Source organism: Parabacteroides sp. AF21-43, from assembly GCF_003635435.1.
GTDB lineage: Bacteria > Bacteroidota > Bacteroidia > Bacteroidales > Tannerellaceae > Parabacteroides > Parabacteroides distasonis.
The window spans coordinates 46,509-68,245 of sequence record NZ_QTMG01000032.1 but is presented as its reverse complement, the minus strand read 5'-3'; the positions used below and the strand labels follow the sequence as shown (position 1 = coordinate 68,245).

The following is a 21,737-nucleotide window of genomic DNA, read 5'->3' as shown; positions in this document are numbered from 1 at the left end:
GCTGAAGCATAAAATTAGAAGTTTAACAAACTAAGTAGCAGAAGTATATGCAAATCATTCAATTTGTTTTTTCGGTCATCATCGCTCTTTGTGCAGTGGCTATGTTTGTCGGAGCGGTAATAACGCCAAGTCCGATAAAGGTTGTGTCGGTTACGTTGTTGGCTCTTATTTGCCTATTCTCCTTGTTTCTCGTGAAATTGGCTTATTGTGAAATGAAATCTAAAAATGATATACTATGAAAGTGTCAGAACAATTTAAAAGTACCATCAAGGCATACCTTGATAATATGGCAGCGGTGGATAGTCTGTTTGCTCCAGTCTATCAAAAACCTACAAAGAATATAGATAATTGCATTACCTATATTTTAAACCAAGTGAAGAAAAGCGGTTGCTGTGGTTTTAGTGATGATGAAATTTTTGGTATGGCGTTGCACTATTATCAGGAAGATAATATTGAGGTGGGTAGCCCATTGAAATGTAATGTAGTCGTAAATCATCATGTTGAATTGTCAGAGGAAGAAAAGAAAGCGGCTCGTGAGGCTGCTATCAAAAAATTGCAGGAGGAAGAATTGGCAAAGTTGAAGAAGCGTCAACAAGCTAAACGTGAGAACAACACCGAAGTACAAACCCAGTTAACTCTTTTTTGATATGAAACCCAAGACAAAATTACAAATGGAAATCGTGAATGGGAGCAGGAAGTTAGCTCCCGTTTCAGAGGCTCAAAAGCGTTATGCCTATAAACATTGCTTTGTGCATTATTTCAAGCGTGATGCAAAGGGGAATTGCTTTTGTTTGGATTGTGGGCATACATGGCGGGATAAGGAAGATAAGAAAAACTGTAAATGTCCTCATTGCGGTATGAACCTGAAATTGGAGAATAGCAGGAAAAGGACGGCTGTATATAAAGAATATTTTTGTGTGATTACTACATACAAGCAATATCAAGTTATCCGTTTTTTTATGGTGGACTGCCGGCTGAAAAAAGGGTCTCCGGCTAATTACTTTATAATTGAGGCGGTACAGTGTTGGATGAATAAAGAGGGGAAGACAGAAACGCTGTCTTTGCTGCGGGGCATGTCTATATTTTATTACGATGCATGGATATATGGAAGTTCTTTGGAATTGCGTAAGCGGAATGTGCATCATGACCGTATTTATGATATTTGCCCGGCAGTTATCTATCCGAGAATGAAAGTGATACCCGAACTTACGAGGAATGGATTTAAGGGTGCCTTTTATGATATTTGTCCGAGTTCCTTCTTTATGACATTATTAACTGATAATCGGATGGAGATATTATATAAGGCAGGGCAAATGAATTTGTTCTTGAGATTTTTAGAGAGAAAATACGGTATAGATAAGTATTGGACGTATGTAAAAATCTGTTTAAGACATGACTATGTGATACATGATGCGGACTTGTGGCTGGACTATGTGGATATGCTGATAGAAAATAAATTGGATGCGAGAAATCCTCATTATTTGTGTCCGTTGAATGTAGAAGAAGCGCATGATTGGGTGATGGGGAAATGTAAGAAAAAATATTCTGAAAAGGATGAAAAAGACTATATTGCTGCCAAATCACGTTTCTTTAATCTTTCGTTTGCGGATGGAAATATTATGGTTCGGGTATTGGAAAGCCTTTCGGACTTTTACAAAGAGGGAAAGTTGCTGCATCATTGTGTATTCAGCAACGCCTATTATAAGAGAGAAGATTCGTTGATAATGTCGGCAACGGTGGATGGAAGGCGCATGGAAACGGTGGAGTTTTCACTTAGCAGGATGGAGGTGTGCCAGTGTCGTGGAAAGTCTAACCAATTATCAGCCTATCATGACCGGATTCTGAATTTGGTACGGGATAATATACCGTTGATAAGGGAAAGGATGGTAGTGTAATGAATAGCCCACACATCTAAATGTGTGGGAGTTCTTTTTTGGAAGACGCCCAAAAAAGAACCCCAAAAAACGTTGTCGCTACACATCGTTACGCTCGGATTATTTGCTTGTCGGCTTTAGTTTGCCGATACATTTTTCCATGTCGGGGGACAATAGGAAAGAAGCCGTCTTTTTCTGCTGCACCCCTGAGTGTGGCTGGACGATGGCATACCTGCATTTTAATATCTTGCCGATAACTTCCGTACTGTCACGGTGCAGGTACATGGCTTTCATGGCATCCGTTGCTTTCAGGCTTTTTTCGGCTTCCATATAGGCGGAAAAGGACGGTTTGAATAAGGCACGGGGACTTTCCGCTTTCTGTATGACAGCGGATAATTGTGCGCTTTTGTTGTTCAGGTAGCACAGGCTGTCCGATACGGTGACGTCTTCTGTTTCCAACACTTCCAGTAGTTCGAACTTTAAATCCGTCCAGGTGCCGTGAGAATCTGTCTGAACCCATTCCGCAATGGCCTTCTCATAGCCGGGTTTGCTGCATGAGGAAAAGGCAATGAGCAGCATACAAAAAAATAAATGCTTGATATTCATATTGATCTGATTTTATAGGTTGTCGTATTATGTGATGGAGCAAATCTATGAGGTTACTGGCCGTCCTCCGTGGAGGAACAGATGCCACACGAGATTTTCAGATCATCGTTCCAATCCTTGTTTTCCGAAAGTTCGACGTTCTTCAGTTTCCGTACCTTGTTGCGGAGTTCATCGTTACTCAGGCTCTCGACATCAGTCGTATCGCCATGAAAGTAACGATGCAGCCATAGAGTGTACTTGTGCCCTTGTTTGTCGTTGTCAAAGATGCTCCGGAGCTCCTTTACCTGGTTCTTGTCAAGAATCAGGCGTAATAGCCTCATTTGTCCTTCCGTGAATGTCCCTTCCGTAGATACATATACAAGATTGAGGTCGTTTCCGGAATGGCGTAATTGATAGTGGGAGATACAGTCTATAAATGACTCCCCAATGTAGAGAATGTCTATCGGGCGGCTTTTGTCATGGTTGCTGGTCGCCAGACAGTCGAACTTGCCACCGATAATCCCTTTGAATGTTTCATTTCGTTGAGAAATGGCTTGCACACCGTTTTCATTGTACATCTTGATGCACACGTTGCGGTAAACACTCCCTTTGTTCTTTACCTCACGGATAAAGAAAGTGTCTTTGAAGAACCGGCTTTCAATGCTTTCTTTCAGGATACCTCTTTTCTGGAGATAATTGCCCTTGTAGGGTTGTAGCTGGCTCAAGTAGAATTGAAGTTCGTCCGCTCTCATGCTTGTGTTACCTACTTCATACCGGCTTTTTTCGGGTGTCGTGATGCGGTTGGTGTTGATGTAGTTCTGAAGGATCTCCCCCACCTCGCGCAAGGACGGCATTTTTCCGGTTGTTTCAAATAGATGTTCCTGCATCAGATCCATGATACTGCGGCCACGCACGCTGTCACTATGCACGTCCCAATAGGTGTATTGGTTCTGCGAGTTCCGCTTGATGACGATGGTATGCGTTCCGTTGCTCATTTTGGGACAGGAGTTGGAAGAGCCTTCCACGATTTTCCATCCTAGTTCCAGCAGGAAATCGGGCAGAGAAATGGTTGTTTTTATCTGATTGAAATCGACTTTCATAACGTTGACTGGATTAGTTGAATCTCATTTTATCTGAGCTTAGATTATAAATGAGAAAGATTATCTTTCATAAAGATAAGAAATATCATCTAAATATGGAAGAGAAAGTATATGTTTTTTGATTCGTCTGCATTTTTATTTCAAGGTACTGTAAACCAAATCAACAGTAGTGTCTATACCGGGAACGGCCTCCAACTGTTTGCTCTGGTTGAATACGCTTTCCCCGTCTTTTTTTATCTGCATGGTGATGATAGCACTCTCTTTTGAATAGAGAATGCCTTGCACGGTAATTTGGCTGACAGGCTTTTCCGTGCTGTATTCCGCTTTATCGGTGAAACTCTCATCTACGGAAGCTGCGGAGGTACCGGTGCGTTCGTTCCTGAATCTCACGCCGTCAAGATTATATATATGCACACTGCCTTTGGGTGAGGAACCGGTTACGGCTACGGTGATGTGATACATGCCGGCTTTGTCTGTTTCCGATTGGATTTCCTCTTTGTTGCATGAAGCGGCCAATAAGCAGGCTGCCGCTAATAATGAATGAATTTTTCTCATGGTAGGATTCTTTTGTTGAATGTTATCGGATGATTTTTTGTTCTGTCTTGTGTGTCCCGGTTGGCGGAACTGCTGACTTTTCTTTTAATTTGTCCTCTATCTTTTTGAGGATGGCGTTGACATCTTCAATGATTTTGATGTAGTTCTGCTGGATAATCTCTTCCAGGATTTCCAGTTCCATCTCTTCTTTGCCGTTGCCCAGTTTGACCGGTAAGGAGAAACGGGGTATCTCCTTCTCTTCAAAACGGCACATATCCATCTGCACGCTGAAGAATGGCGGCTTGCCTCCGGCAATCTTGCCAATGAAGTGTCCGGCTGCTTGTCCGGCAATGTCCCTTGCCTTTAAGACTTTTTCTTTTTGCAGGCTCTCCGTGACACTGTTATTGCCACCGGCTTGGTGTGAATAAGATTCTTGCGCTTCTTTCTTCTCCCCAAGCAAGTTCTCGATGTCTTTGGCGGTCTTCTCATTTCCGGTCATACCGTAAGCCTGCGTTCCGCAGGAGGCTTTCAGGATGTTGGCACTTTTCTCTCCATAGTCCCTGACCGCTTGGTTGAAGTCCTGAACGGCGAGAATGGTAGCGACATTGTGCTTCCGGGCGGTTCCGATGAAAGTGTCAATGCCTTGCAACAGGATGGTCGGAAATTCATCTACCATGAATATGCTGGTCGCTTTGCCGGGATTGTTCATCTGTGACATCAAGACGCTGCCGATGCAGGAAATAGCAGGGGAAACGGCTTCCTTGATGGTGGGCGCATTGCCTACGCATAACAGCGTTGGGTGTTCCTTGTTGGTTATATCCAAAGAGAACTCTTCTTCGGGAAGTGGCGACAACACCCAGAAGATGTATTTGTTGTTCAGGAGTACCAACGGAGTCTGTGCGGATGATACGGCTCCGGCTGTCTGCTGTTGTGCACCCAGTTTCCAGGCGGTCAGCATGGAGGACATGTTCAATGCGATTTCAGGATCTTCCGACAGCCAGTGGAATACTAGGTTGCTGTCAGAAAGGGCAAGGGCTATCACATGGGGCAGCGTACAGATACCAAGCTTCCTTTCCTTGAAACATTTATAGGCGATTGAATAGACGTAGTTGATGGCATTGTTGGCCCAAAAGTCGGTCTTTTCCTTCCAGCTTGCTTCCAGATTCTTCATCAGTGTCATGATGATATTGCGGATGAATAGCGATTCGTTTCCCTTTGACATGTATTGCGGAGAAAGTACGTTCACCCTGACCGTGCGTGACATATCCACAAAGTTGATATAGGCGAAACGGGGTGTTTCCATCCCCTTGTTCCGGAAATGTTCGATGCTTCCGTATGCGATACGTGAGAGGATGGGTGACTTGTCCTTGGTGGGATCACCCTCCCAATCGTACACGAATCCGGCATAGTTGCGCTCGGCGCACTGGTAGATGATTCCCTTGATCCAGCTCTCTGATTTACCGCTTCCCGGACCGCCGTCGATATAGACATTCTGCTGCGGCTTATGGATGACCAGCGGCCCGGAGGCGGTTTCAAAGCGGAAGTAGAAAGCCGATTCTTCCCGGCTTAACCCGAAAATGCTATCATCGGATTGGGCATGACGCCGGATGAAATAAGGCAGAGTCTTGATGACAAGCAGCGTGTACGCTACGAATAGAATGGGAAATACAAATAGGTTATACCACGCTGATAACCGGCTGAATCCGACAACCAGCATGGATGCCGTAACCAGTGTCATACTGGTGTAAACCCATTTCTTGTTTTCGTCTTTCACTTTGCCAACCGGAAAGAGAAAAGCGAGGCCTCCGATCAGGATAACGTAGAGAAACCGGAATAGGATATCCTTCTCCATCAGCCTTTCCCACATGGCCGGATTACGTAGTGGAGCGTATAATCCCGTAACGATAGCCCACTGAAACAGTACGGCTGTCCCGATGAGCGTGGATAGCAGGATCAGGATGAATGACAGGTCTTTCTTCTCTCTTTCCATGGCCGTTGCTGTTATTGGGGTTGTCCGGATGCCGTTCCGTCACCGCTCTCTTTTTTCTCTGCCTTTCCCAGTAACTCAATGCGTGAGACGGTCAGGCTGACGGATGGGATGTGGCTACCGTCATCCTTCTGGAATACATCGGCATACACATCGCCGCAGACATATACCTGTGTCCCTTTTTTCAGATACTCAAAGACTTTACTCTCGTAATTCACGAAACAGCATACCCATAGGGTCTGTTCCTCGTTGTTCACGTTCTTGTACTTGGTGGATACATGGAAGTTGAATCCTTTTCCGTTCTTGTTCTGCCGGGCATCCGCACCGACATAACCGATAATTTGTCCTGTAAACATAATGATGGTTTTTAAAAGTTTATAATCCGAGCTGTGGCTCATTCATATTTTTCATGGCTGGCTCCGCTTCCATGGAAGGCAGCGAAATGCCGAAAGTGCTGTGTAGCGTTTCAAGGTTGTCGGCTGTAGGATGGTTTGCCGCAACACTTTCCAATAACCGTGATGAAGGGGTAAAACCTTCGTTTTTCATCTGCTCCAATACCGGACGGTTGTCTTGCAGGACGGCCTGCGTGAACCGTTCCTCCGGTGTGAGGTACTGTTCCATCCGTGCGGTATGTTCCTGAATCATATTGCTGGCTTTTCCTACATCGGCAAGGATGTTGTAGATGAATTTGGGATCTTCTTTCAAGGCTCCCAGCCAGTTTTTTAGATACATGGCATTTTCTTCCCGGATATGGGTGGATATTCCCAGGCTTTGCCCGACGGTAGCGGAGGTGAGTTCGGCAACCAGTTCCTCTTTGGCATATTGCTTGTCTCCGAAAATCACGCCTTTTTCCCGGTTCAGATGCTCAGGTTCTCCAGTCGAGTGCGCCATCTCATGCAGTAGTGTGGAGTAGAAATTCTCTCCGTCCTTAAACTGCCCCTTCAGGGGTACGACGATATGGTTATCTTCTCCCCTTGCATGGTAAGCACTATTTCCTTCCTTGGAATAAATGGGGCAGATCCATTGCTGTTCCCGTACCATCGCATCAATCAGAGGCACGGTGAGCATCCCTTGCTCGTCCTTGATGGCCGGTATCTTGAATTGCTCCTTCAATGCTTCCCATTTCTCCGGTTTCGTTTCCTGAAGATTGGTCTGCTGTACGTTGAACACATTGTATGTCTTCAGAAACGGCGTGACCTTATATTCCTGCTGCTCGTTTTTATCCAGGTTCTTATATACGTCGAAAGGTATTTTCTTTCCGTTCTTGTCTCTTACTGAGAAATTCCAGTAAATGACTGGGAATGACTTTTCTCCTTTCAGTATGTTAAGGCCGTTGTCTTTGGCTTGCATGAAGGTCATATAGACCGGCAGGCTGTACTGCTCTTTTTCCGAAAGTAGAAACAACATGAAGGAATTTACTCCGTTGTAGGTTCTTCCCTCGATATTTTGCGGAAGTCCCCCACCCTTTATCCCGAACCAAGGCTTTTGCCAGTTGTCTTCCACCTGCTTTATCTTTTCGATCATCAGTTCGGCGAAACGCTGTAATGCTTTATCACTTGCTGTATCCATGATTTATTGGTATAGATTTCTGTTCTCGTAATCAAGCAGCCATTCTCTGGCCGTTTGGTTGTTTGTCTCTTGCTGCTTGGCAGCCATCTCTTCTTGATAGGCTTGTGCAAGCTCTTCCTGTGCAAGTAGAAACTCTAAGTCACTGATTTCTCCTGCAATGTTTTTCTGTACTAATTCATCGTAATCCATAATTCCTGATTTTTTAGGTTATAAGTCATTGAAAGCCCGGTTGATGGTGCTGGCTATCGGACGGGCCATTTCCTTGCTGTTGTCGGGTTTGGGTGTGCTGGCCAGTTTGACATCTCCCAGTGTCTTTGTGCTGCCTTCCATCCCGAAAATCTTTTGTACGGCTATCAGTGTGTTGGCTTGCACACCCGTTTCACGCATCCGGGTAAGGTCTTCTTGAGTGAGCCGGTACCCTTCTTTCTGTATCTCTTGGATGACATGAAAGTTGTCGGTCTGTGCGGCATCCAACAGACGTGCGGCCTGCCTTTCATGTTCGCCCTGTTCTTCCGGCTTGGTGCCGAACAGCTGGATGACTTCATGGGTTTGCCTTTCATCCAGACCGTGTTCCTTACCGATTCCTTTGATAAACTCTTCACTGGGTTTATATCCTTCCTCTTTGAGCTTCCCGATTTTTTCAAAGTCATGTTTGCCCACCGCTTCCTTAAACTCGGCTTCCATATTGCGCCCCTCTTCGTGTTTTTGCTCTTTTGCAGCTTCTATGTTGGCCGCATGGGCTTCCAGTTTGGGGGTCATGGCCTTGATCAGCTCTTGTGCCTTGCCGGGAGTGATACTCTGTATGTTCTGTATCATGACTCCTTTCCTGTCATCCGTCAGTTGGATGTCGGCAATGAAGTAGCCTTCCGGACTGTGCAGCAGCTTGTTCTCCAGTGCATGGCCGTTGGCGAGCAGGTATTTGTCGGCTTTGGTTAACTTGTAGCCGCCATATTCGCTGGTCTGCCCGATGATGTCGGGAATCTTGATTTCCTGGTTGGTGCGCAGGATGACGGAGTTCAGATCCCGGTCAACTTGCAGCAGGATGTCCTTCTTATTTACGGTGATGGGTACGATGTCACCGGCAAGCAGCTGTTCTTTCTCTTTCTTGCCCAACTTCTTTCCCAGCACCTTGTCCGGGATAACCAACGCCTCTTTGCGGTAGAATACGGAGATTCCGTCATCGTTGAAACGGAGCTTCCCCGGTTTGCCGTGTATCTCCATCAAATCAGACATGACACCCTTTTCCAGCTTGGTGCCTTTCCCGTCGAGGATGTTCCCTTGCTTGTAGGCGTATTCATAGAGCGACTGTCCGGTGTAGCATACCTTCAGGCGATGGTCGATGACGGTAAAGCCGTCCTTGTCATGTCCCTTCAGGTTCTCCCACCGCTTGATGCTGATGCCATCCTTCTCCAGCTCGGCGACATATTTAGGATCATTGGCACGTTCCTTGTCAAAAAGGGCGGATACACGTTCTTTTGATTGGTCACGAAGGCTTTCATCGTACTTTGCTCCGGCTTTTTCCCTGATTTCGCTTACGCTCATGCTCAGCTCTTCCCCGTCTTTGCGGAACCGGAAATATCCGTCCCGGTATTCGGTCTGATAGCCCAGTGATTCGGCGATGCCGCCGAACTGTCCCACGTTGTCGAACATATAGGTGTCTAATGCTTCTCTCAGTTTCATGGCTGTGGCTTGTATAAGGGTTCTGCGGAAAGGATGTATTCGTTCAACACGGCCAGCTTGATGTGCCGCCCGCCGTTTCGCTCGTAAATCTCGATCTCGAATACCTTATCATCGGGTATCGTGAATTTGTCGAAACCAAGTATCAGCCGGTTCCGGCTCTTGCCCTTGATTTTCGTATCAAAATCTTTCTGATAGATAGGTTCGATGGTCGTTTCTTGCTGGATGGCGTTCTTGCTCTTCTTTTGGTCACGCTGGAAACATTTGACAAACTCGATGTCGTAGTCGATGTATGATTTGTTTTTCAGGTCAAAGATGAAAAACATGAAGTCCTCATGCACATACAGATTGGCCATTGACAACTCAAACTTGTTCTCGATGACCCCCAGGCTGTAGATGTTGCGCTTCTTGGTGCGCAGCTCTTGGATGCATCTTTCCATTTCCTCGCTGTTCACATCCACATGGGCGGTATATTTGCGCTGGTCATCAAAATTGTAGGTGAATACGGAGGTATTGCCCCGTTTGATGGTGATGTGGTAAGTGTTCATGGCCTTATCCACCACAAACAGGTTGGAATATGCCACGGCATCTTTGGCGGTTGATACTTTCAACTGGTTGTTGTAGGCGGCCAGAGTGAAGGACACCTCGTTGCCGGGCGTTCCGTAAGCGATGTCCTCCGGAAAGAAGAACTCGGCCAGATGGAGGTCGCTGACTTCTGCCTGATAGTCATGGTGCTGCCATTTCCCGTTGTCCTCGTAAATGTTCGGGTACGAATCCGTGCCGCCTTCGGGAAGGTAGCGGATGTGATAGGTGTAAACGCTTCCGTCGATGCAGACTACGGTCAGGTTGGTCTCTTCGGTGAATCCTTCCGCTTGCGCCGAGAGCCTGACGATATGGGGCGCCTCTTCTACCCGGCTGGCCATGACAAGCTCCTGTTCGCCGATGGCGATATCAGATACTTGCACAGGAAATACCAGGTGTTTCACACAGTCGAAAGAGATAAAGATGTCTTTTTGGCTGATGGCTTGTTTCCGGGGAGTGCCGTTTTCCTGAGCGAAGAGCGGCAGACTGCACACAAAGCAGTAAAACAGTAGATAAATATATTTCTTCATGTTGTCGATATGTTAAACGGTTCTTGAAAAAAAGGCGGTGAATACGGTAATGCCCCATAGAAGAAGCAGGGTAATGCCGAAAGAAACGGTCAGCGGACGGATTTCTTTAAAGGCTCGTCCGTTCCGGCGTGATACGTAGATCCGATAGCCGAAAAAGACCGCTGACAGCGCAAGCAGGTAATTGAGAATGTCTATCATAATTTGTCTATCAATGTTTGAAGGGGATGATTTTTCTTGTTCGTTTTCTCTTGTTCCATTTGCTCATAGAGCTTCTGTAACTCCGCTTGCACGGCTTGCCTACGCAACTTCGATTCCTGACTCTCTTCTTGGATATACATTTCGTAGTTGGACTTGAGATGTACCTTCACTTGTGAGAGGCTCATGTTCAAGATTTGCTTGGCTACCTGGGTGGTGGCGTTGACTACGCTGGTCACTTCGCTGGCCATCGTGCCGATGGAAGAGAGCGGCATGTCAATGTTCTGTACAAGACCTTGTTCCATACGCTTGGCTGCACTGGCTTTCAGGTTATTGGGCAGGTTCAAACCTTCCATGGCATCATTGTCGAAGACAACCACCGATACGGGATTGAGGTTGTCTCCTACCTTCAGGTTGCTGACTACCACATCGAGGCGGTTGGCTCCCAAAGTGGCGATACCGTAAAACAGCGTGTTGGCCGGTATCTTCATGCCGGATAGGGTTACGTCCTGAAGCAACCGCATCCGTACCGTACTGCCCGTGACTACGGTCTGGTCGCCGTGGATGCAAGCCCTGAAGAGGTTGCTGTTTCCCGGTGCGGAGGTCGGTTGGCGGCGTACCCGCTTGCCGTTTTCGGCATGGTAGATCGGGCCTTTTTGCATCAGGCTGTCGGCGGATGGATGGCCGGAAGGGTTGGCAGCGGCTTTCTCCGTTTTTCCCTCTTGGTCATAATTGACAATCCGTTCATACATGCGCTTGCGGTATTTGTCGGATTCTTCCAGTTCCTTGCGGATGCGTGAGTTCTTCTTGGCTTCCCGGATAATCTCGTTGAGCGCTTGCTCGTCCTCCAGTCCGTCCAGTTGGCTTTCCAGCTGATGAGAGAAGCGTCCGTTCCGGCCACCTCCGTATTCTGCCATGACTTCGCTGTACGGATCGTTCTGCATACGGCGGATGCGCTCCAGTGTGGCACGGTCATACCGCTCCTGCTGGTTTTGCAGCTCGAAGTAAAAATCAGATCCTTTGACCTGAGACTCTTTCAGGATGCGTGCCTTCTCCTGCTCTTCCAGTTTGTCCTGCTTATAGGCTTCCATCTTGTCGTTCACCTTGTCGGCCATTTCCGACTGTGGTTCCAAAAAGGCTTGCGAGGCGGCCTGTCTGTCACTCCCTGACGGCACGTTCCCGTCCTCACGGATGAAGAATACATAAAGGAAGAGGATGCCCAGGATTACCGGGATGGCCATCAACAGCTTGTTCTTGTCTTTGATAAGTTTATTCGGTTCCATGGTCGGTTGGTTTAGAGGTTTCTGACTGGTTTTCATTCTTGCCCGGAGAAGCTGCCTGCGATGTGTTGGTGCCGTTGCTTTCCACGGGTTCGGAATAGCGGACAATCCAATCTTCTATCTTGGCTCCGTGCGCATTTTCCTCGCTGCGGGACAGCATATCATAGATGGTGAACTCCGCTTCGATATTACGTGAGATGCTTCCCCGTGCCCGGTACCCGGTCTGCGTGAAGATTATCTTTCCGGAAACGGGTATCGTTTGTGTGTTAATCTCTACATCCTTGATGCGTACCCCGTAACGGATATTCTTTTGTATGAGTGAGTTCAGCATATTCACATCGTTGTACTCGTTCAACAGCTCCTTCCCCTTGTTGCCTATGAGGTTGAGCGCAAGCGAAATGTTCTTCTCGTAGCTGCTCTCGTCAAAGGCATACCAGTGGGTTACGAAGGTCTTTACATGGTTCATGTATTCGTATTGCCGCATATCGCTGGCAGACAGGCTGCTTGCCTCATAGACTTCTCCCTGCCTGTCGATGACGAGAGCCTGGCCGTATGCTTTTTCTATTTTGTTGATAAGGAAGATGATACTGCTGGCAAAAGCGATAGTCAGAATGATGCAGTACCCGGCTGAAAGCCGGATAGTCAGCTTGACCGCATCATCTGCTCCTTTGAATTTCATCAGATTCATAGTTCTATTTTTTATTGTTGTCGTTTATGAAACTTGCCCCGATAGAGGCGGCACCGCCTACGTTGGTCAGCTTGCCGCCTGCCGCTGCGCCTCCCATCAGGGCGATGGTGGCCGCCGTGGTGACGATTGACACGGTTTTCGAAATGATTTTCCCGGCATCGCTGTGTCCTACGATTTTGGAGGATAGCCAGAAACAGCTGCAATAAGCACCAATCAGGGCGAGATCCATTCCTAAATATTGTATCTGCTGCGTAGCTGCGTCCACCATGTCGGCACTTTCCGTATAGATGGCCTTGAAGGTCTGCCATATGATTTGGTTCAGAATATTGATGACGGTGAATACCATACAGGCGGAGCAGAGCGTACCGAACCAGATACTCAACTGTTTCTGAAAGACCGGCAACATGCTTACGGCAAAGACAAACGGGCCGAGAATGACCAGTAGCTTGACAATGACCACGCCGATACCCAAGATGACTACTTGTATGATTCCTACCAATAGGGCGGAAATGCCATGAAGCACAAGGGTGGCGAGGTTGGCGGGGTTGAGCAGCTGCACAATCTTCTCCACGCTGGAGCGTACACCGGTCATTTCGTCCTCTTCCATCTTTTTATCCAGTTCGTGCTGCATGGCGCCGGTGCTGTCTTCTCCGGCTGCTACCTCCGACTGGAGGCTGTGTTTGTCGTATTCGGCAATCATCTCTCCTTGTTCGATGGCTGATTGTGCCATGAACTGGGCAAATTCCTGCGCACGCTCGGAGGTCAGCGAGGTGGCTTCGTTGATTACTTCCATCGTGCCTACGATGGTTTGGGCGATGGGGGTGTATATGCTTAGGCAGAAGAACAGTACCAGGCAACGGGCGATTTCCATCATGTCGGGAAATTTGTCCTCATTCGGGCTTAACAGCTGGCTGGCTCCGTGATAGAGATAGTTGTATGCTAGGTTGCAGATAAAGCAGATGACACCAACACCGAAGGCGATGACTGTCATTTGCGAAACGAGTTCCATCGTCAGACCGTCCGTGATCTGAAGTCCCCAGAGAAAATTATCTTGATTCATAACGCTTTAATTGGTGTGTCGTGTGAAAGCGGCCAACCGTCCCTGGTAATAGGTCTTCCGGTTATGCCCCTTCATGGATTTGTAAATGACCGTGGAACGCACGGATTCGTTAAACTCACGCATCTCTTCGGCGGCTTTTTCCACCGATTCCTTCACCTGCTCGATAAAGGACATGCGCCCTTCCGAGTTCATCGAGAAGTAACTGGTCACGGTGGCCACCTTGAACAGCAGGTCGGTACTCAGGCTCAGATTGACGGTCACACGCTGAAAGTTGAGAAATTTCAGGCAGTGGTAATTCGATCCTACGTTCAGGTAAAAGCTGTAGTCGCTGCTCAGGCAGGCTACGTCGTCCAGCAGGTCGGCAAGCTCTTTCAATGATTTGAGTTCCTTCAACTGGTCGATCTTTTGCAGGCCGAGCCGCAGTTCCTGGGCATCGATCATTTCATTGATTTGTGTAACCCATTTCTTGACATTGGCGATCCATTCCGTTGAGTTCAGCAGGGTGTGGCCGGGATCATGCACGACGAACTGGGCATGAACACTGCCGGTTCCCATCAGCCCTATCGAGGCGGCAAGTCCGAGTATGAGAATGATTCTTTTCATGACGGTTATTTGTTGGTGATGAATAATAGGGTGAATATGACACATACCAGCCAGGCTGTCAGATAGCTCTTGGCATTTTCCTTTTTCGTGGCGAGTGCCCATACCACGAAAATGAGCGCAACGCCCAAAAGTGCGGCGGCAATGCTTCCGGCAAGATTGTATGCGCTGCCGTTGAAGTCGGTTGACCAGCCTAGAAGGGCGGTCAGCCCTTGGGTGGCGTCATCCATACTTTTTCCTCCTTTCCTCCAGATAGCGGTTGATGGCCGTATAGGTCGAGCCGCTTTCGTTGAACAACTGCTTCAGTCGTACTACTGTCGCCTGGCGCGAATCGAAGGCTACGGCGGCGAAGTCGGACACCTCGTTGCGGAAGATGAAGGCATCGTTCGACATCTTGATGAAAAACTCTCTCCAGCGTTCCGTGCGCTGCAACGACTCGATCATATAGGCCTCTTCGTCCGTGATGGAAAGCACGGCTTTCACTTCCGGCAGGTTCTGCCGGTGTTCTGAATGGTCGAGGATAATCTTGGTCGCGCAGTTGATGATGATGGAGTCCTTGATACTGGACGGCATGTTTTTCAAAAACAGGATGTTCTGTGCGGCCAGCGTGATGCTTCCCTCCTTTTTACGGAAGGTTCGGTACAGGTAGGCGATGAAGTCTCCGAATTTCTCGTCTTGCAGGAAGTCGAGTGCTTCGTCGATGATTAGCTCTTTGGCAAACCCCTGGCGTTTCTTGATTTTATCCACGATCATTTGCAGGGTGATGATGGCAACGAGTGGAAAGTACTCTTTCTTAGAGGCATCTTCCATATCGAAGGCTATCAGCCGGTCATGCACGATATCCACGTTCTCGGTAGCGTTCAGCAGGAATGACAGCTCTCCGTCCGTATAGGGTTCCAGTAAAAGCAACAGCTCCTCTATCTCGAATTTCTGTTTCTCAAACTCGGTCATCCGTTTGCTGAACACTTCCTTCAGATAAGCCCGGTAAGTTATCAGCGTCGGGAAGATACGCTCATGCTTCTCTCCTATTGAAGAATTGTTCACATAGTCGTAAAATCCGATGACGGATTTCCTGAGAATGGCGTTTTCGGCAGGCAGCATGGGTTCACGTACCTTCCAAATGTAGCTGATAATGGCGACGATGGTCTTTATCTGGTCATCGGCAGACTCGGCATCCGTGGTGTCGATGTACAGGTATTTGCCGTTCTTGTCACGGTCACACAAGAAGGGGTTGAACGCAAATTTCTTCTGCTCGGTAGAGTCGAAGTATTTGCCCCGGTTCAAGGCTATCATCGAGCGGTAAGAGCCGCCGATGTCAATGATCATCACATCCCGGCCCAGCTCATAGCTTTGCAGGATGTAATTGTTCAGCCAGAAAGATTTACCGGAACCGGACGGGCCGATAACGATGCGGTTCTTGTTGTTCAGCGCCGGATAATCCCAGAGGTTTATCTTGGCGGGAGTACCGAAACGGTCATGGTAGATATGCCCTTTCTCGTCCGAAAGGTACATCCCCTCTTTTTGCAGATAGCAGATGGCCTGCTTGGTCGTGTTGACGAAGCCCCGGTAATTGGCCCTGGCATTGCCGGGTATGTTGCAGAAGAACAGGTTGCACAGCTCGGCGTTCTCCACATAGCACGAACTTTGGTTCATAAAGCTGAAGCCTTGCTGTACCAGTGCGGTTTTCCGCATGAGCGAGGTGCGGTCTGTATCGTTCAGCACGACATTGAAGGCGGTATAGGCGGTCTGGTAGTCGAACTGGGTAATCTCATCGCAGAAGGCTGCCTGCTCGCGTTGCTTCTCTGCCGCCGGAGGGTAGAAGTTGGTGATGTAGTTCAGCGCGTCTTTCTCCGCACCGATGGCCGTTACGGTGGCATCTGGATCGGTTATCTCTATCACGATGTTTACGATGTGGTTGAACGGCAGGCCAAGTCCTACGGGGTACAGCATCGAGCATTTGCTCCGTATGCTGTCCGGTATCTCTATGTTTCCCCCGTATGCCTTCGACTTGCCGGTGTGCGGCACGGCCAGTTCCTGAAGATGCTCGCCTTCGTTGGTCAGCGAAAGGATGGAAACGTGCTGCTGCCCTATTTTCATGCTTCCGCTTTCACTGACAGCCATAGGGTTGACGCTCTTCTGCGTGGCATCGTTTTCCGGTGTCTCGTAAGAGAGGTTGACGTAGTCGTAGATGGCGTTGTTCAGTTCCGTATCATCCATCTTGCGTATCTCAAACTGCTGGATGGACGACAAACCGTTCTCAAAGTTCATCAGAAAGGCTTCCATTTCTGTCAGCCGTTGCTGATATTCCTTATAAGGTTGCTTGAACGGGTAGTGCAGCTTTCGCATCAGCGAGGTGCCCGATGCGCTTTTGCGTATCTTACCGTTTCGGCTGCCGTTCGTGAACGTCACATACAGGTTGGTGTAACTGTTCAGTATCTCCTTGCCGTTGAAATGACGGTTGTTCTCCGCTATCAGGGCATTGGAAGAGTATTCTGCATGATGGTATCGCCCCGTATAGTAGAAATTCTGCTGATGGATGACCGTGCCTGCCGGAAGCAGCTTCAAAAGAGCCTCCAACCGCTCATGGATGTATTGCGCCTCGCTTTCCGACAAGGTGAACACTTCGGGCAGAAGCAGCCGGTAGCCGACGGTGATGTCACCGTTCCCGTTGATGACGGCGTTCTCCGTGATGGTCTGGATAGGCAAGACACTTTCCAGATCCACGGATTTGTCCTTCACCTCTATCTCTGTCTGCCGGATATACAGCAGAGCAATCAGCAGGCACAGCGCACAGATTAGCAGGGATATGAGTATGATGATTCCTATCATGGTTGCTGTTTTAGGATGAATTTGAAAATCTGCCGTTTGTCCGTTATCTGCCGGGGGGTGGCGTTCTTGATCCGGAGGCCGGTCAGGTAGTCCGGGTTACCGGCCTTGTGTTCCTTTTTCAAGGTTTGGAACAGCAGACCGGATAGAAACAGAATGGCGGAAATGATTCCGATGATGAGTATCGGGTGCAGCTGCTTGAATATGCTCACGATGATGATGATGGCCGTCAGCAGCATGAAGATGGCGAACTGTCCCGATGACAGACCGAAGAACTTGATCGGCTTGTTGATTTTACGCATGGTTCTCATGGCTCTTCGTTTTTAGATAATCAGGAAGGCTACCATGATGACTACCACGGCGATGATCCAGCCGAGCAGGTATTCCTTGGCATGGGGATTGTTCGTGGCAAGCGAATAGATGACAAAGACCAGAGCGATGCCGAGTACCGCCGCCAAAATGTATTTGGCTACGTCCAGAATGGTGTCCGCACCCTCTTTGGCTTTGTCTGTCACTTCGGATAGGCTGTTAATCTTCAGGCCGCTTTGTGCCTCCGCCACTTGTGCCGTTCCCAACAGCGTGAAGAATATGAGAAAGGTGAAGATAACCTTTCCATAGCGGTTAATGACTTGGTTCGCTTTTTCTCTTACATTTTCGATTGCTTTCATTTTGTTCCTATTTTTTAATTAAACATGAATCGTTTTCAGTCTCTCCCATTGCACATCCTTATACTTGATGGATATGGGCTCTTCTTTCGGCTGTTCCGGCAGTGGTTTGCCTGAGTAGTAGTAGGCTCTTCCATGCAGGTACATATCGGCTATCTCGGCAGCCAATTCCTCTTCTTCCAGCTCAGGCTGAAATACCACGCAGATGACCGGACAGGCTCTCTCCTGCCCTTCCTTGCGCACCGCCTCCCTTATCGGCTTCTCTTTCTCCTTTCCGGAAGAAAGTGCTTTCTTCTTTTTCCGAAAGTAAAAGTGAAGCGTGACACAGGCGAGTATGGCAACCAGTATCAAATCCACTACGTTCATAAGAGTTGCCAGATAATGAGCCAAGTGACCAATGCCGTGATATAGGTGATGATGGCCTCTTTGGTGCGCTCGTGGTTGCTTATCAGCTTTTTAAGTACCGCTAGTCCGGCACATAGAAAGCCTACCCCTATCAGCATGGCGCCTATTTCACGGTATAAGGAGATCAGGCCGGATACATTTGTATCGGCTAACAATATGATAATAAGCATGGTGATATGATTTGTCGGTTAGTAGAGCAGTATCTTTATTCCTACGTTCCAGACAGTGTTCCACTTGTCAATGGATAGGGGATTCCAATGTTGTTGTATGCGGGCAAGCAATGCCGTTCGGGGCAGGATGAATACTTCCAGTTCCGTTTCCAGTTTCGGGCCGATGATGAAGTTGTATTCCTTATCGGGGTGGCGGACGTATTCTGTACCGATGAATCCTCCCAGGCCGATGCCCCAGTAAACGGATTTCAGGTTGCAGGCCAGGGTTCTGTAATAACCGCCGTCCACAAAAAAGTCCTTACCCTTGTCATGTATCGTTTCGGGAATCGTTTCTTCCGGGTTCAAGGTAGAGACTTGCGGTAGGTTGGCTGTATATTCGTAAGGTTTCTCAAAATAGCTAAACCCGGCTTTCCAATAGCTTGTCCGGTTGATGTATCTGGAAAAGGACAGGTTGTAATAGTTGCCTGCATTGCCGAACAGGTTAGTGCCGTAGTTCAATTCAAGTGCCGGGATGTTCTCATAATGGCGTTGCGCAAAAGCGCTTACGGTGCATAACAGCAGGCTAAGGCTGATAGCAGTCAGTCTGATGTGTTCCATGGGAATTACTCTTTAGGTTATTAATGTTATATATTTTTCTATTTGTCTCATACGGTGTTTCCAATTTACGCGGATTCCTGTCGGCAGAACCGAATCAAGGTGCTTATCGCGTTGTTTTCGCTCCAAACATATAGATTATATACGGGAGGACAAATTTTATGAAGGGCTTTTAAAGGGCCTTTCGTGTTTATTTAATGTGCATTAAAAAATACATGTGCCGTAAACCGGCAGGTGTGGAATAATTCTACAGAAAAAAGCCGGATAGGATTAGTTGTGTAAAACTGTCCTGCCCGGCTTATAGGGTTTGGTTTATATGCGCTTTCGGATGTTGCTCAATGCTTGTGGCGTGATGCCGATATAACTTGCTATGTCTTTTAAGGGTATTGAACGTAACAGCCATTTTTCATTGGCCAAAAGCGCTTTGTAACGCGCTTCGGCATCCAGTGTGTAAAACTCCTCTTCCCTTATTATTTTGCGGTTGATGGATCTTACCAAATGTATTCTGGCCAGCTTGTTGAAATTGATGGATAACTCATATAGCTGATGAAGATCTTTTTTGGGCAATCTCCAGATCTTGCATGGCTCCAATGCCTTGATATTGTAGTGGGCATGGTGTTCTTCATGTGAAAGGAAAAAATTGATGAACTCTTTGGCTTGGATAAACCGTGCTGAAATCTCTCTATTCTCTTTGTCCGGAAACCATAACCGGACGATGCCGGATTCCAGATAATAGAGGTAGCATACTTCCTCGCCCCTGGTGACGAGGTGTTCTCCCTTTTTGATATGGATAAGCTCGAAATGAGCATCAAGATACGCCTTTTCTTCGTCTGTCATCCGCACGTGAAGATGGGCGCCCATTACCATGAGCGTCTCATCTATCAGGGTGGCAATTGTTTGAACCATTGAATTTGTTTTATGTTTATATAAGGGTACGGAAACGTACCCTCTAACATGGACGTGGCGTTCCAACAACAAAGGCACGCCCCGTACCAGTTTCATACTGGTACAGGCATGCGCCTGTTGTTGTTAATTCCTTAACGATAGATGCCACTCTTTTGTTAGACAGACGGACGTATGTAAAAAGCGGGCTGCCAATTTTCTGACAATCCGCTGCAAAGATACTATTTTATGGTTTTTGTTCCAACTTTTAGGGATTTAAGTTGACGGCAAGGTCTTCTGGACGAATGCCTACTACCTTTATATAGATATCCCGGTAGATGTTCTCCTTAATCTCCTTGTCCTCTTCAGAATAAAGCCATGCGGTAAATTCATGATAATATTCGCCGGTTCCCAATTTAAAGAAATCCTTATATTGATAATGTCTGCTCACGGGAATGCCTTTCTTGTTTAACAAGAAGCATGATTTAAGCGCATCGTGATATTGCGAGGTCAGTATCGCCTTTATCTTTTCGTCGAAATATTCCAATGTTTCCTGGTCAAAGAAAAACTGTACGGTGTAGGGCCACTTCTCCCCTTTTCCTTTGATGTACTGGTATTGGAATTTGGTTCTCTCCAGCTTTTTGTTGATACCGTTTAAGATGCTGGTCACCTTCTTCTTCCGGTCATGGTTGTCCTTTACCGTTACATCAAATTCCTTGGCAAGTTGGTCAACCGTAACGGTGAAATAAGGTGCTTGTCCTTGGTCAATCTTATACTTGATCAGGTAAATCATTTTCGCCAGGTTCAGATAAAACTTGCGGTAGCCTTTGCGGTTGGGCAGGTTACGGTAGTCTTTCAGTTCCAGCAGATTGTATTCGGTAAGCAAAGTATTCATCAGATCTTTGCTCAGATGCACGTTGTAATTCCGCTTGGTGCGCTTTTTCGTGCCGAAGTTATCCTTTATCTCAAAGCGGTCCAGTATTTGAATGAACTTATATTGCGTCTTGCCGTTCATGGCGTATGCTACACTGAGGTTGGATGTCCCTAAACGGTATAACGCCGCTTCAAAGGTGTTCTCTATCGGATGCTCTATCTTTTGGCCGTTCTGTTCGGTGATATATACCGGACGTTGGTTGCTGAACAGGAAATCAAGCTGCTTCTCGGTCAGTTTTCGTTGCAACTTGGTTCGTTCATACCCCATGACCTCACAAAAATCGTTGATGGAGAACCAGCAGTCGCCGAACAGATCTTTCATTTGTGAAGATGCCACGTAAATGATAATGTCAGACATGACAGTGCCGCCTGCATCAAATAGAACTTCCAATACTTTCGTGTTGGAAGACTCGCTGAGAGTCCTGGGGACTCTGCTCAACTCTTTTTGTGTATTACTTTCCTTCATAGGCGGACACTTGTTGTTTACTGATGCAAAGATACGTTTTTTTACGGAGATAGTGAATCTAACTCCCTATAAATGAAGATTCCAAAGCATTTTTTTCGTGCTGTTTCTTGATTTAGTTGTGTAAAAGTGTCCCGACTACGGCTGTTTCCGATCCCCCAGTTGTGTAAAAGTGTCCCGAATGGCCGGTTTAGTTGTGCAGAAGTGTCCCGGATTCCTGATTTAGTTGTGTAAAAGTGTCCCGAATGCAGATTCTAGTTGTGTAAAAGTATCCCGACTTTCCTGTTCAGTTGTGCAGAAGTGTCCCGAATAGTCGGTTAGTTGTGCAGAAGTGTCCCGGTTACGAGAAGATGCCAGTAAGTGCTAACTTGCAATAATATAGTTGATTATACGGAAAACCTCCCTTATTAGTTGTGTAAAAGTGTCCCACAAATACTTAAATCCCTAAAAACCTAAATAAAACGAAGAAATGATTTTGTTACCGTATTCTTACTTTCGGAAAAAATTTTGAGGTGGAAACAAGTAGAGGTTTGAATTC

General features: G+C 47.3%; 25 protein-coding genes. 2 read left to right on the top strand and 23 right to left on the bottom strand.

The annotated features are described in order from the left end of the window. Window positions 1-235: 235 nt before the first annotated feature. The gene (locus DWX84_RS18430) at window positions 236-646 is read left to right on the top strand and encodes a PcfK-like family protein (RefSeq protein WP_005868911.1); all 411 of its coding nucleotides are present in this window, start codon (window positions 236-238) and stop codon (window positions 644-646) included. Window position 647: 1 nt separating this feature from the next. After that, window positions 648-1,895, top strand: coding sequence for a PcfJ domain-containing protein (locus DWX84_RS18425; RefSeq protein WP_005868910.1), 1,248 nt, complete (start codon window positions 648-650; stop codon window positions 1,893-1,895). Window positions 1,896-1,994: 99 nt separating this feature from the next. Here the strand turns inward: DWX84_RS18425 and DWX84_RS18420 are convergent, their stop codons facing one another. The 23 genes from DWX84_RS18420 to DWX84_RS18310 form a co-directional block, all read right to left on the bottom strand. After that, on the bottom strand, window positions 1,995-2,480 hold the full coding sequence (locus tag DWX84_RS18420; RefSeq protein WP_005868909.1) for a hypothetical protein: 486 nt from the start codon (window positions 2,478-2,480) through the stop codon (window positions 1,995-1,997). 53 nt (window positions 2,481-2,533) lie between these two features. Further along, window positions 2,534-3,559, bottom strand: coding sequence for a toprim domain-containing protein (locus DWX84_RS18415; protein WP_005868908.1), 1,026 nt, complete (start codon window positions 3,557-3,559; stop codon window positions 2,534-2,536). 135 nt (window positions 3,560-3,694) lie between these two features. Further along, window positions 3,695-4,114: a hypothetical protein gene (locus DWX84_RS18410; RefSeq protein ID WP_005868906.1), complete on the bottom strand. Its 420-nt coding sequence runs from the start codon at window positions 4,112-4,114 to the stop codon at window positions 3,695-3,697. A gap of 22 nt (window positions 4,115-4,136) precedes the next feature. After that, the gene (locus DWX84_RS18405) at window positions 4,137-6,083 is read right to left on the bottom strand and encodes a type IV secretory system conjugative DNA transfer family protein (RefSeq protein ID WP_005868904.1); all 1,947 of its coding nucleotides are present in this window, start codon (window positions 6,081-6,083) and stop codon (window positions 4,137-4,139) included. 11 nt (window positions 6,084-6,094) lie between these two features. Further along, a complete protein-coding gene (locus tag DWX84_RS18400; RefSeq protein WP_007564694.1) occupies window positions 6,095-6,478 on the bottom strand; it encodes a single-stranded DNA-binding protein in 384 nt (127 codons plus the stop codon). Further along, window positions 6,456-7,649: an ArdC family protein gene (locus tag DWX84_RS18395; protein ID WP_005868899.1), complete on the bottom strand. Its 1,194-nt coding sequence runs from the start codon at window positions 7,647-7,649 to the stop codon at window positions 6,456-6,458. The genes DWX84_RS18400 and DWX84_RS18395 overlap by 23 nt, the downstream gene beginning before the upstream one ends. A gap of 3 nt (window positions 7,650-7,652) precedes the next feature. Then, window positions 7,653-7,838, bottom strand: a complete 186-nt coding sequence (locus DWX84_RS18390; protein WP_005868897.1) for a hypothetical protein — start codon at window positions 7,836-7,838, stop codon at window positions 7,653-7,655. An 18-nt stretch (window positions 7,839-7,856) separates the two neighbouring features. After that, window positions 7,857-9,329, bottom strand: coding sequence for a DUF3945 domain-containing protein (locus DWX84_RS18385; RefSeq protein WP_005868895.1), 1,473 nt, complete (start codon window positions 9,327-9,329; stop codon window positions 7,857-7,859). Continuing rightward, a complete protein-coding gene (locus DWX84_RS18380; protein WP_005868893.1) occupies window positions 9,326-10,438 on the bottom strand; it encodes a DUF4138 domain-containing protein in 1,113 nt (370 codons plus the stop codon). The genes DWX84_RS18385 and DWX84_RS18380 overlap by 4 nt, the downstream gene beginning before the upstream one ends. Window positions 10,439-10,450: 12 nt before the next feature. Further along, complete coding sequence (locus DWX84_RS18375) at window positions 10,451-10,636, bottom strand: hypothetical protein (protein ID WP_007564699.1); 186 nt, start codon at window positions 10,634-10,636, stop codon at window positions 10,451-10,453. Further along, window positions 10,633-11,916 (bottom strand): conjugative transposon protein TraM, encoded by a 1,284-nt coding sequence (gene traM / locus DWX84_RS18370; RefSeq protein WP_005868892.1) that lies wholly within the window; start codon window positions 11,914-11,916, stop codon window positions 10,633-10,635. The genes DWX84_RS18375 and traM overlap by 4 nt, the downstream gene beginning before the upstream one ends. Then, window positions 11,903-12,601 carry a hypothetical protein gene (locus DWX84_RS18365; RefSeq protein WP_005868891.1) on the bottom strand — a complete coding sequence of 233 codons (699 nt, stop codon included), beginning with the start codon at window positions 12,599-12,601 and terminating at the stop codon, window positions 11,903-11,905. The genes traM and DWX84_RS18365 overlap by 14 nt, the downstream gene beginning before the upstream one ends. A gap of 4 nt (window positions 12,602-12,605) precedes the next feature. Then, on the bottom strand, window positions 12,606-13,661 hold the full coding sequence (locus DWX84_RS18360) for a hypothetical protein (protein ID WP_005868890.1): 1,056 nt from the start codon (window positions 13,659-13,661) through the stop codon (window positions 12,606-12,608). Between the two features lie 6 nt (window positions 13,662-13,667). After that, window positions 13,668-14,264: a hypothetical protein gene (locus DWX84_RS18355; RefSeq protein ID WP_005868889.1), complete on the bottom strand. Its 597-nt coding sequence runs from the start codon at window positions 14,262-14,264 to the stop codon at window positions 13,668-13,670. A 5-nt stretch (window positions 14,265-14,269) separates the two neighbouring features. Continuing rightward, the gene (locus tag DWX84_RS18350) at window positions 14,270-14,491 is read right to left on the bottom strand and encodes a hypothetical protein (protein WP_005868888.1); all 222 of its coding nucleotides are present in this window, start codon (window positions 14,489-14,491) and stop codon (window positions 14,270-14,272) included. Then, window positions 14,484-17,090: a TraG family conjugative transposon ATPase gene (locus DWX84_RS18345; protein WP_005868887.1), complete on the bottom strand. Its 2,607-nt coding sequence runs from the start codon at window positions 17,088-17,090 to the stop codon at window positions 14,484-14,486. Before DWX84_RS18345 ends, DWX84_RS18350 begins: the two co-directional genes overlap by 8 nt. Then, window positions 17,087-17,398, bottom strand: a complete 312-nt coding sequence (locus DWX84_RS18340; RefSeq protein ID WP_005868885.1) for a hypothetical protein — start codon at window positions 17,396-17,398, stop codon at window positions 17,087-17,089. Before DWX84_RS18340 ends, DWX84_RS18345 begins: the two co-directional genes overlap by 4 nt. A 12-nt stretch (window positions 17,399-17,410) precedes the next feature. Further along, complete coding sequence (locus DWX84_RS18335; RefSeq protein ID WP_005868883.1) at window positions 17,411-17,755, bottom strand: hypothetical protein; 345 nt, start codon at window positions 17,753-17,755, stop codon at window positions 17,411-17,413. Between the two features lie 18 nt (window positions 17,756-17,773). Further along, entirely contained in the window at window positions 17,774-18,118 is a 345-nt protein-coding gene (locus DWX84_RS18330; RefSeq protein WP_005868881.1) for a hypothetical protein, read from the bottom strand. Continuing rightward, complete coding sequence (locus tag DWX84_RS18325; RefSeq protein WP_005868879.1) at window positions 18,115-18,327, bottom strand: hypothetical protein; 213 nt, start codon at window positions 18,325-18,327, stop codon at window positions 18,115-18,117. Before DWX84_RS18325 ends, DWX84_RS18330 begins: the two co-directional genes overlap by 4 nt. Before the next feature lie 18 nt (window positions 18,328-18,345). Beyond that, on the bottom strand, window positions 18,346-18,924 hold the full coding sequence (locus DWX84_RS18320) for a conjugal transfer protein TraO (protein ID WP_005868877.1): 579 nt from the start codon (window positions 18,922-18,924) through the stop codon (window positions 18,346-18,348). A 309-nt stretch (window positions 18,925-19,233) separates the two neighbouring features. Beyond that, the gene (locus tag DWX84_RS18315; protein ID WP_005868875.1) at window positions 19,234-19,827 is read right to left on the bottom strand and encodes a Crp/Fnr family transcriptional regulator; all 594 of its coding nucleotides are present in this window, start codon (window positions 19,825-19,827) and stop codon (window positions 19,234-19,236) included. Window positions 19,828-20,071: 244 nt separating this feature from the next. Then, window positions 20,072-21,202 (bottom strand): hypothetical protein, encoded by a 1,131-nt coding sequence (locus tag DWX84_RS18310; protein WP_005868874.1) that lies wholly within the window; start codon window positions 21,200-21,202, stop codon window positions 20,072-20,074. Window positions 21,203-21,737: the final 535 nt, after the last annotated feature.